The sequence below is a fragment of the Bradyrhizobium sp. genome, assembly GCF_019242285.1.
Taxonomy (GTDB): domain Bacteria; phylum Pseudomonadota; class Alphaproteobacteria; order Rhizobiales; family Xanthobacteraceae; genus Bradyrhizobium.
Window position 1 is genome coordinate 1 of record NZ_JAFAVV010000112.1, and the last position, 11,230, is coordinate 11,230.

At 64.6% G+C, this 11,230-nt stretch carries 9 protein-coding genes; 6 read left to right on the forward strand and 3 right to left on the reverse strand.

Annotated features, from left to right (window positions below; genetic code table 11):
* Nucleotides 1-920: PAS domain-containing protein (locus JOY90_RS04120; RefSeq protein ID WP_291689886.1), on the forward strand; the 920-nt coding region annotated here is incomplete at its 5' end.
* A 232-nt stretch (nucleotides 921-1,152) separates the two neighbouring features.
* On the opposite strand, the gene JOY90_RS04125 is transcribed toward JOY90_RS04120, so the two are convergent.
* Both JOY90_RS04125 and JOY90_RS04130 read right to left on the reverse strand, forming a co-directional pair.
* Entirely contained in the window at nucleotides 1,153-3,909 is a 2,757-nt protein-coding gene (locus JOY90_RS04125) for an EAL domain-containing protein (RefSeq protein WP_291689887.1), read from the reverse strand.
* A 59-nt stretch (nucleotides 3,910-3,968) separates the two neighbouring features.
* A complete protein-coding gene (locus tag JOY90_RS04130; RefSeq protein WP_291689888.1) occupies nucleotides 3,969-5,225 on the reverse strand; it encodes a FecR family protein in 1,257 nt (418 codons plus the stop codon).
* 238 nt (nucleotides 5,226-5,463) lie between these two features.
* On the opposite strand from JOY90_RS04130, the gene JOY90_RS04135 reads away from it, so the two are divergent.
* Nucleotides 5,464-7,158 (forward strand): ShlB/FhaC/HecB family hemolysin secretion/activation protein, encoded by a 1,695-nt coding sequence (locus JOY90_RS04135; RefSeq protein ID WP_291689894.1) that lies wholly within the window; start codon nucleotides 5,464-5,466, stop codon nucleotides 7,156-7,158.
* Here JOY90_RS04135 and JOY90_RS04140 read toward each other — a convergent pair.
* Nucleotides 7,056-7,610, reverse strand: coding sequence for a hypothetical protein (locus JOY90_RS04140; RefSeq protein ID WP_291689889.1), 555 nt, complete (start codon nucleotides 7,608-7,610; stop codon nucleotides 7,056-7,058). The genes JOY90_RS04135 and JOY90_RS04140 overlap by 103 nt on opposite strands.
* Before the next feature lie 316 nt (nucleotides 7,611-7,926).
* Here JOY90_RS04140 and JOY90_RS04145 point away from each other — a divergent pair, with 316 nt between their 5' ends.
* From JOY90_RS04145 to JOY90_RS04160, 4 genes are all read left to right on the forward strand, one after another.
* Complete coding sequence (locus JOY90_RS04145) at nucleotides 7,927-8,682, forward strand: ABC transporter ATP-binding protein (protein WP_291689890.1); 756 nt, start codon at nucleotides 7,927-7,929, stop codon at nucleotides 8,680-8,682.
* A complete protein-coding gene (locus tag JOY90_RS04150; RefSeq protein WP_291689891.1) occupies nucleotides 8,675-9,427 on the forward strand; it encodes an ABC transporter ATP-binding protein in 753 nt (250 codons plus the stop codon). The genes JOY90_RS04145 and JOY90_RS04150 overlap by 8 nt, the downstream gene beginning before the upstream one ends.
* A 33-nt stretch (nucleotides 9,428-9,460) precedes the next feature.
* On the forward strand, nucleotides 9,461-10,684 hold the full coding sequence (locus JOY90_RS04155; protein ID WP_291689892.1) for an ABC transporter substrate-binding protein: 1,224 nt from the start codon (nucleotides 9,461-9,463) through the stop codon (nucleotides 10,682-10,684).
* Nucleotides 10,685-10,754: 70 nt separating this feature from the next.
* On the forward strand, nucleotides 10,755-11,230 hold a 476-nt coding region (locus tag JOY90_RS04160; RefSeq protein WP_291689893.1), incomplete at its 3' end, for a branched-chain amino acid ABC transporter permease.

The following is an 11,230-nucleotide window of genomic DNA, read 5'->3' on the forward strand; positions in this document are numbered from 1 at the left end:
TCGTCTGGGACCCGCAGACCAACGTCAATAGCTGGTCGGAGGAGATCGAGGAGCTCTATGGCCTGAAACCAGGCACGTTCGGCGGCACCTACGAGGCCTGGACCAGGCTGGTCCATCCGGAGGACCTGCCGCAGGCCGAGCAGGCGGCCCTCCAGTCGCTCGTCACCGGCGAGCTGCATGCCGAGTGGCGCATCGTCCTGCCGGACGGATCGACCCGCTGGATCGAAGCCCGCGCGCGGGTGCTCAAGGACGAGACCGGTGCGCCGCGCCAGATGATCGGCGTCAATATCGACATCACGGCCGCCAAGGAGGCCGAGCGCCAGCGCGACCTGCTGCTGCGCGAGCTGGCGCATCGGGTCAAGAACAGCCTCGCCGTGGTGCAATCGCTGGCCTATCAACTCCTGCCGCGCAGCGAGCCGAAAATCGCCGATTTCATGGGGCGGCTGCACGCGCTGGCCTCAGCCCATACGAGCCTCGCGCAGAACCAATGGGTGGGCGCCGATCTCGCGCAACTGGTCAGCGACCAGGTGCTGCCGTTCGCGGGCGCAGCCGATCAGCTTTGCGTCGATGGTCCCGATCTGCTGCTGCCGGCGGAGCTGACGACCCAGCTTGCGATGGTGATCCACGAGCTTGCCTGCAACGCCAGCAAGTACGGCGCGCTCAGTGTCACGACCGGCCGGATCGTGGTGCGCTGGTCGCGTGACATCAACTTCGTGCATTTCCGTTGGGCCGAAAGCGGAGGTCCCGAGGTCAGCGAGCCGCTGGTTGCGGGATTTGGCAGCCGGCTGCTGAGCCGGACGGTCAAGAACCTGCATCGCGAGTTCGCCGCGGCCGGCCTGCTCTGCGAATTCGACATTCCCTGGCAGGAGGCTGCCGCTCCCGCTCCGGCCGCAGACGGCGGGATCAAGAGCTCGGGTTGAGGGTGCTTTGGCGCGGACGTCGATCGCCACGCAGGCAGACCGACAGCGGGAGCACGTCGTCGCCGTCGCCACGCCTGGCCACACCCCCCGATCATCTCTCGGCAACACCTCCTGCAACGAAGCCCCGTGCTCGCAGGCACGGTGGAGGGGGTCAGCGCCGATGACGGGATTTCGAAGGCGACGCCAATGCCATCACTTCATTGCGCCAGTCGGCTGCTGATCGTGATCTGTATCAGGCGACATCCGCGGTGACGGCGTCGACGGGCGGGTTCAGAAACCGGCGCTCGAAATTCTCGATCGGCATCGGCCGGCCGAAGAAATAGCCCTGGCCTTCCTCGCATCCCATGCGGCGCAGGAGATCGCCGGTGGCCTCGTTCTCGATGCCCTCGGCGATCACGGTCAATCCCAATTGACGCGACAGCCCGATCGTCGAGCCGACGATGGCCGCGTCGTCGGCGTCGACCAGCAGGTCGCGGACGAACGTTCGGTCGATCTTCAAGCCGTCGAGCGGGAATTTCTTCAAATAGCTCAGGCTGGCATAGCCGGTGCCGAAATCGTCGAACACGATCCGCACCCCCAGCGCCTGGATCTTGACGAACTCCTCGAGGACACGCTGCTCGTCGAGCAAGAGGATGTTCTCGGTCACCTCCAGCTCGAGCAGAGCCGGTGTAAGCTGGGTGATATGGAGCGCCTCGGCGACAGAACAGGCCAGGTTTCCCAATTTGAATTGCGAAGGCGCAAGATTGACGCCGATGCGGATGCCGCATCCGGCGAGCTCCCAGGCGCGCGCTTGCCGGCATGCTGTCGCCAGCACCCAGGCCGCGATCGGGTCGGAGATCGAGGACTGGTTGACGACCGGCATGAACTCGCCGGGCGAGAGCAGGCCGCGCGTCGGATGATGCCATCGGATCAGCGCCTCGGCGCCGAGCAGGCGGCCGTCCGCCAGATTCACCTGCGGCTGATAGAACAGCTCGAACTCGCCACGTTCGACGGCCTGCGTCAGCTCGGCCTCCAGCGTCAGCCGTGCCTCGAGCTCCTGCCGGATCGCGCTCTCGAACATCACGGTCGAGCCGCGCCGTACAGTTTTGGCATGGCAGAGCGCAAGGTGGCCGTTGCTCAAGAGCTCATCGGCGCTGCCGCCGTCATCGGGATAGATCGCACCGCCGACGCTGATCTTGATGCGGTGCTGGCGGGTCCCTGCCATGAGCGGACGGTCGAAGGCGGTGACGAGGCGGTCCGCGAATTGCGGCGCGCTCGCGACGCCGTCGCCACCGGGCAGCGCGATCGCGAACTCGTCGCCGCTCAGGCGCGCGACCAGCCCCTTGCTACCGGCTTCGACATTCAGTCGCTCGGCGACCGCGCGCAGCACCTGGTCACCACAGTCCTGGCCAAACATGTCGTTGATGTGCTGGAAACCGTCGAGACCGAGCACCAACAGGGCGACTTCGACATGTTCGTCCCTTGCCGCGCCAATCATCGCCGTAAGCTCGGCCTGCAGCGTGTGGCGATTGGCGAGTCCCGTCAGTGAATCGTGCTCGGCAAGATACTGGATCCGTTCGGCCGCACTCTTGCGTATGGAAATGTCGCGCAGGATCGCGCCATATTGAAATCCCTCTGGACCTTGCCAGCCCGAAAAGCAGGCCTCGACCGGGAAAACGTCGCCGTTCTTGCGATGCCCCCAGAACTCGACGACCGCTCCACCGGGCGACAGCAGTTCCGGTCGCGCCGCATCGCGGACGGAAAACATGGCGTGTCCGCTTTCCGCCCGGAGCGCGACGATGAGGTCGAACGGCTGGCCGATGATCTCGGAGGGTTCGTAGCCAAAAATCGCCGCGGCGCCCGGATTCCAGACCGTGATCCGATGCTCCTGGTCGGTGCAGACAAGACCTTCTCCGAGCGACATCGCGATGCGCTGGAACCGGCTTTCCGCAATCTGGCCGAGCCAGTCGCGAACGTCGATCTCGTCGAGCGCGATCACGGCGAGATAGGCGACAATGGCGGCATGAAATAGCGACGTGTCGAGCACCAAGGTCCAATGCGCCTGCAGCAGTCCTGCGATCGCTTCGGCTGCCCCCGCCATCGCAACGAGCAGGACGATCCGCAGGCCGGCGCGGAGCCGACGCCAGGACACGATCATGGCGAGCGCGATCACGACGAGACCGAGAAAGGTGACGTGGTCCGAAGTCCAATGCAGGGTTCTCTTCTGCAGGATCGATTCGGCGGCCAGCACCTGCAGCGTCGGTCCGGGAATAACCGCGCCATTCGGCACGCTGACACGGTCGCCGAGCTCGAGCGCGGTACCGCCAATGATGACCTTCCTGTTTTTCAAACGCGCGAGTGTAGCCGCGTCGCCGCGGAGCACGTCGATATAGGACACCACTGGAATCGAGGCGGCGCGAATGCTGAAATCGATCAGGAAAGCCGTCTCGGACTTGGGAAACTGCCCCGCCAGCATCGCCCCCATCGATGGAAGAAACTCGCCGGCCAGCCTGTCGCCGAACCTGTAGCGGCGGACCAGGCCATCCGGTTCGAGATCGACGTTGACGATCGCGGCCCAGGAATGATCGGCGAAGGATGGCAACGGACGGTTGACGTGGATCGACGCGGGATTTCCGGGATCGTTCCCGGGCTGCCGGAATGACGGCAGCACCACCGAGCCTCCTGCGCCTTGCATCGCATTCAGGAACTCGTCATCGGAGGCCGGATCGGAGGGCGAGCTGAAATCGATGTCGAAGATGATATCGTTGACGCCGGCACGGTCCAGTTGTCGCAGCAGTTCGGCATGCAGCCGGCGCGGCCAGGGCCAGACCCCGACCTTCTCGATGGATGACGCGTCGATGGCCACCAGGACGATGTCGCCGCTGACCTGTCGCTGCTGCCACGCAAAGCGCAGGTCGACGATGCCGTTGCGGAAGGCGCCGAGCCAGCCGGATACTGCCACGATCGCCACCGCGATCATCACCAGGATATGCGGCCTGTACTGCTTCACCCTTCGTCCCCCGCACGCACGCCGATGGTCGGATGTGCGCGCCCCATAAAGGTTAACGGCTAGCTCTTCTTGCCGTTGCCGTTGTGATTGCCGTTATTGCCGTTTCCATTATTGCCGTTTCCATTGTTCCCGTTGCCGTTGTTCCCGTTATTTCCATTTCCGTTGTTACCGTTGTTTCCGTTCCCGTTGTTGCCGTTTCCGTTGTTGCCGTTGCCACTATTGCCGTTGCCGTTATTGCCGTTACCGTTGTTAGTCTTGCCGTTGCCGCTCGCGCCATTGCCATTATTGTTGCTGGCCGACGCGCTCGCCGTCGCGGCGGCGGCCGAGGTGACGCCGTTGACGGCGGTCGCCGGACTGGCTGCGGTGTTGCCGGTGACATTGGAATTGACGACGCCGCTGGTGCTGGCCTTGGGATCGCTCCAGACCGAGGCGGAGTCCTTGTTGGACGCGCTCCTGACCGCGCCCGGTTTCACCATGCCATGCGCGAGCCCCCGGGTCGCCTTCTGCACATTCAGCCTGACCTCGCCGAGCGCGGTCGAGATCCGAACGCCGCTTCGCTTGATTGGCGCTTCGGTAGATGCGGGCTTCGAAGGTACGGCAGCAAGCTTGCTCGACGTCGGGTCGACGGCTTTCAGCGCATGAATCGATTTGCCGTCGCCGGCACTGCGCGGGGCTGTGAGCCCGCCTTTCGGGACCGGCACGCGCTCGATGCCGGAGGCACGCGGCCTGCCTTGCTCGATCGGATTGAATGCGCCCGATCCGCTCAGGGACAGGCCCGCTTTGCCATGCGTGAAGCTGGTCGCGGCCTGGCCCGGCAGCACCTGCGCGATCTGCCCCGACTTGAAGTCGGACACTTCCACCAGGCCGCGGTTGACGCTGACGCTGGTGCTGTCCGCCTTGACGGTGACGGTGAACTGCGTGCCCTTCACCACGGCGGCGAGATAGGGCGTCTCCACCTCGAAATGCTTGACGTTGCGCCGCTCCACCTCGAGCAGGATCGAGCCGGCCTGCTGCAGGACGGTGGTCGACATCCCGTCTCTTGCGGCGGTCGGCAGGCCGACCACCGAGTTCGGCGCAATCAGCATGGTCTCTTCGCCGCGGACCAACAGCACGCGGCCGTTGCGGCCGGTGCGAATGGTGTCGCCGGGCTTCAGGATCTCTTCCGGCGCGAGTGAGGCCGGCGCGGCGCCGGTCGCGGTCACCCACACCTCGCCCGAGGACTTGCTGACCGACCACGTCCCGTCGTCGGCCGCAAGCGCGCTCGAGCTTGCCCCGATCAAAAGCGCCGCCACCAGGACGCGCTGCAACTTCTTCATGCCAGCCACGAAGCACCTCAACCACCGCGAAGCGGCAAGATTGGCGCAAATCCTTCAACATCGGATTAGCGCAAACCGCAGTGTTCAACCCAGGGCTTAACGCTTCGTTGACCATAAAAAATTATGAAAAATCATGCGGCTAGGCATCCTGCGAGCGTTCACTTCCTGTCCTCGGTACAACTACCGAGATGCGTCCGCGGGTGCGGTTTCCGTTCTGCATCCGGTTACCGTCGGCTGCATTTTCGCATGGCTCCTGCTGCCGTTCGTTCCGGTACAGGCCCAGCAGGCGGGCCAGCCGCGCTTCGATCCACAACAGACGGAAAGACGCTTTGATCATCCTTCGGACGGGGAAGCGCAGCCCGGCAAGCCCGCCGTGCGCGTGCCGGCGCTGGCGCGACAACCGGCCACGGCCGATTCAAAGCCGCTGTTCGTGCTGCGCGGGATCGTGCTCGCGGGCAACGAAGCGTTGCCGCATGAGCGGTTGGCCGCCGCCTATCAGGCCCATCTCGGCAAGCCGGTCTCGCAGGCCGACCTCGCGGCGATCGCGGCTGATATCGGCGACCTCTACCGCGCGGCCGGCTTCCATCTGAGCCGCGCCATCGTTCCGCCGCAGGACATCCAGGGCGGGAAGGTTCGCATCGACATCGTCGAAGGCCGCATCGTCGAAATCGCACTGACAGGTGAGGGCGCCGAGCAGTTCGGCGTGCGGCCATTCCTCGATCCGGTGCTGGCCGAACGGCCGGCGCGGCTTTCGACGCTCGAACGGCAGTTGCTGTTGATCAACGGCCTGCCGGGCGTGCGGATCACCGATTCCGCGCTCGAGGAGATCGGCGAAGCCACCGGACGTTTCCGCCTCATCGTCCATCTGAAGACCTGGCACGTCTATGCCTGGCTCGGCGTCGACAATCTCGGCTCGTCATCCGTTGGTGCCTGGCAGAGCTATGCCACCGCCGCTTTCAACTCCTATCTTCGGCCGGGCGACTCGCTGGCGCTGAATCTCTCGACCATCGCGAACGATCCACGCGAGCTCGGTTTCAGCCGGCTGTCCTACGAGACGCCGGTCGGCATCGACGGCCTGCGGGTCGGCGGCTCAGCGCTTTACAGCGAGGTCCGGCCGGGCGATGGAAGGCGGCTCCTCGACGACAGCACCGCGACCGAATCGCTCGAGCTTCACGGCAGCATCGCGCCCGTTCAGAGCCAGCAATCGACCCTGACGCTGACGGCGGCGGCCGGATGGAGCGACGTCAGGGAGCGCGATGTGTTCGGGACGATGTCGGACGATCACATTCGCACCGCCAGCCTGACATCCGACTATCGCCTGCAGGACGCCTTCGGCGGCGACAACTACGCGACCATGACCTACCGCCAGGGCCTCGACATCTTCGGCGCCACCCGCGCCGGCGATCCGCTGGCCTCGCGCAGCGGCACCTCGCCCGATTTCTGGGTGTTCGATTTCTGGTACACCCGCTATCAGACGCTGTCGGACGCCTGGTCGATGAAAATGTCGTTGGCGAGCCAGACCGCCTCCGGTCCGCTCTACACCTCGCAGCAATTCTATCTCGGCGGCGCTGCATTCGGCCGTGGCTATGGTGCCGCAGAGATCAGTGGTGACAACGCCATTGCCGGCAGCTTCGAAGTCCGCTTCGACCAGAAGCCGGGCTGGCGCTATCTGAACGGCTATCAGCTTTACGGTTTCTTCGATGCCGGGACGGCCTGGAACGACAGCTATCGTCCCGCCGACGGCCTGTCGCTGACCTCGGTCGGCGCCGGCGTACGGCTCTTCCTGTGGGACAATCTGCAGGCCGATCTCGGCGTCGCATTTCCGCTCAGCTACCGCGCCCCCGACAACGAGACGCGCAGCGCGCGGCTGTTGTTCTCGGTGTCGAACGCCCTGAAGCTCTGCCCGGAGCGCGGGCAGGGGCATTGCCTCTGATCAGCCAGCGAGGCGATCACGTGGGTGACCGCGCCGCCGGCCGAGAACGGCAGCAGCAGCCGCTCATACGCCACGATCCGCCGATAGACATCCTCGATGTGGGCGATGGTGTAGACGGGCAGCGCGCGGCGAATGCACTCATAATAGGCGGGCATCACGAAGGGGGCGAGTCGCGGCCCGACATATTCGTCGAGCAGCCGGCCCTTGCCGGTATGTCCATAGGCCGACGCCATGCGGGTGCCCTCGCTCCGGATCGTGAGGCGAGGGGGCTCGGCCGCCGGATCGACCGCGTAATACACGAGGTCGGAAAGCTCCTCGACAAGCCGCTCGGGCCGGTAGTCGCCAATGCCCGGCAGGTTCTGCTCGCGGGCATAAAGTCGCAGCCAGGTGTTCAGGAGATCACGCTGCCTGATCGACTTGACGATGGACGGGTTGGCGCTCTCGAATTCCATGGCGGCAATCTCCTGCCTGAAACCCGGTAGTTCATAGGGGAATGAGGAAAATCTTCCATGAACCGGCCGAGCGCGGGGAAGCCGTTGACGGCTGCGGATGCGACTTTCGATGACGGCGACCCAGGTCGGTGCCCGGCCGTCTGACCAATTGGCGAGCACGCTCCGACGTCGCGAGCTTTCCGCCTTGCCTAACCCCGCCGGCCTCCGGCATATTCGCCCCGGAGGCGGTAATCCAGGACGACGTTGACGCGGGCCACCGGGTCGGCAAGAAGAGCCTGCGCGAGACAAGGGCGAACGGCTTCAGGGGGAAATTTGTTTGGCTGAGGAGTTCATTCTCGAAACCCACGGATTGACCAAGGAATTCGCGGGGTTCTTCGCCGTTCGCGATGTCGCACTCAGGGTCCGCCGTGGCAGCATTCATGCGCTGATCGGTCCCAACGGGGCCGGAAAGACGACGTGCTTCAACCTGTTGACCAAGTTCTTGAGCCCGTCGGCGGGGAAGATCCTCTACAAGGGGCAGGACATCACCTCCATGGCGCCGGCGGAGGTCGCTCGCCTCGGCCTGGTCCGCTCGTTCCAGATTTCGGCGGTGTTTCCGCATCTGACCGCACTGGAGAATGTCCGGGTGGCGCTGCAGCGCCAGCACGGCAGCTCCTTCGACTTCTGGCGTTCCAAGTCCGTGCTCAACCGCTTCAACAGCCGCGCGCTGGAACTGCTCGACGACGTCGGCTTGAGCGAGTTCGCCAACACCCCCGCAGTCGAGATGCCCTATGGGCGAAAGCGCGCGCTGGAAATCGCAACCACGCTGGCGCTCGATCCCGAGATGATGCTGCTGGACGAGCCGATGGCCGGCATGGGCCACGAGGACATCGACAAGATCGCGGGCCTCATCAAGCGCATTTCGGCGAAATACACCATCCTGATGGTCGAGCATAATCTCTCCGTGGTGGCCAACCTGTCGGACATCATCACCGTGCTGACCCGCGGGCAGGTGCTCGCGCAAGGCAACTACGCCGAACTGTCCAAGGACGAGCGGGTCAAGGAAGCCTATCTCGGAGCCGGTCATGCCTGATCTCGACATGGCCGCCCCTGCAAATGCCAAGGCCGCGCCGGCGACCGGGCCGCTCCTGAGCGTGCACAATCTCGAAGCCTGGTACGGCGAATCGCACATCCTGCACGGCATGAATTTCGAGGTGAACGCGGGCGAGGTGGTCACGCTGCTCGGCCGCAACGGCGCCGGCAAGACCACCACGCTGAAGTCGATCATGGGGATGATCGGCAAGCGCACCGGCTCGGTGCGCTTCAACAACCAGGCGATCATCAACGCCTCCTCGGACCGGATCGCCCGGCTCGGCATCGCCTTCTGTCCCGAGGAGCGCGGCATCTTCTCCAGCCTCGACGTGCGCGAGAACCTGATGCTGCCGCCGGTGGTGCGCGAGGGCGGGCTGTCGCTCGAGCAGATTTTCGAGTTGTTCCCGAACTTGAAGGAGCGGCTGAAGAGCCAAGGCACGAAACTCTCCGGCGGCGAGCAGCAGATGCTGGCGATCGCGCGCATCCTGCGCACCGGCGCGAGCTTCCTGATGCTGGACGAGCCGACCGAGGGGCTCGCGCCCGTCATCATCCAGCAGATCGGCCACACCATCGCGCGGCTGAAGAAGGAGGGGTTTACGATTCTCCTGGTGGAGCAGAACTTCCGCTTCGCCTCCACGGTCGCCGACCGCTATTACGTCGTCGAACATGGCAAGATCATCGACGGTTTCGCCAATTCGGATCTGCAGGCCAACATGGACAAGCTGCACACCTATCTCGGCGTGTAGGGCGGTCGAAATGCTTGATTTAAGGGAATTGCCATGAGATTTGCCACGATTGCGTCGCTGTCGTTGACCGCCCTGCTGGGACTTGCCGGCGCAGGCGGCGCGTCCGCCGAGGACAAGGCCATCAAGATCGGCGCGCTCTCCGACCAGTCCGGGCTCTATGCCGACCTGAGCGGGCCGGGCTCCGCGCTCGCCGCGCAGATGGCGATCGAGGATTCCGGCATGACGGGCAAGGGCTGGAAGATCGACCTCGTCACCGGCGATCATCTCAACAAGCCCGATGTCGGCGTCAACATCGCCCGCCAGTGGATGGATGTCGACAAGGTCGACGTCATCGTCGACGTGCCCAATTCCGGCGTGGCGCTGGCCGTCTCCAACCTCGTCAAGGAGAAGAACGGCGTCATGCTCAATTCGGGCGCCGGCACGTCCGACCTGACCAATGCGCAGTGCACCCCAAACACGATCCACTGGGCCTACGACACCTACACGCTGGCGCACGGCACCGGCGCGGCGCTGACCAAGTCGGGCGGCGATACCTGGTTCTTCCTGACCGCCGATTACGCCTTCGGCGCCGCGCTCGAGCGCGACACCACACAGGCCGTGCAGGCGGCGGGCGGCAAGGTGCTCGGCGGCGTCAAGGCGCCGCTCTCGACCGCGGACTTCTCCTCCTTCCTGCTGCAGGCGCAGGCCTCGAAGGCGAAGATCGTCGGGCTTGCCAATGCCGGCGCCGACACCACGAGCTCGATCAAGCAGGCGGCCGAGTTCGGCCTCACCGCCGGCGGGCAGAAGCTCGCCGCGCTGTTGCTGTTCATCACCGACATCCACTCGCTCGGCTTGAATGTCGCGCAGGGGCTGAACTTCACCGAGACCTTCTACTGGGACCTGAACGACGGCACGCGGGCGTTCTCCAAGCGCTTCCAGGAGCACGCCAAGAACCACAACATGCCGACCATGGTGCAGGCCGGCGTCTATGCGAGCCTGCTGCATTATTTCAAGGCGCTGGAAGCGCTCGGCGGCAATCCGCATGACGGCGCCAAGGTGGTCGCCAGGATGAAGGAGCTTCCGACCGATGATGCGCTGTTCGGCAAGGGCGCGATCCAGCCGAACGGCCGCACCATCCATCCGGCCTATCTGTTCGAGGTCAAGAAGCCGGCCGAGTCCAAGGGCGCGTGGGACTACTACAAGCAGGTGGCGATGATCCCGGCCGAGGACGCGTTCACGCCGCTGGACAAGAGCACCTGTCCGTTGCTGAAGAAGTGAGCTTTTCGGTCCCGGCGGCGGCGCGCCGGAAACCTCGGATCGAGAGACGAACGAGCACGAGAGAGAAGAGATGCAGGCCCTTTACGCCCAACTCCTGGTTGGACTGATCAACGGCTCGTTCTACGCCTTGCTCAGCCTCGGGCTTGCCGTGATCTTCGGCATGCTCAACATCATCAACTTCGCCCATGGCGCGCTCTACATGATGGGCGCGTTCTGCGCCTACTTTCTCTTGAGCCTCACCGGGCTCGGCTATTGGTGGGCGCTGATCATAGCGCCCATCGTGGTCGGCCTGTTCGGCATGCTCTTGGAGCGGACCTTCCTGCAATGGCTGACCGGCCTCGACCATCTCTACGGGCTGCTGCTCACCTTCGGGCTCGCGCTGATCATCCAGGGCGTGTTCCAGAATTATTTCGGCTCGTCCGGACTGCCTTACTCGATCCCCGATGAACTGAAGGGCGGCGTCAATCTCGGCTTCATGTATCTGCCGATCTACCGCGGCTGGGTGGTCGTGTTCTCGCTGATTGTCTGCCTTGGGACCTGGTATCT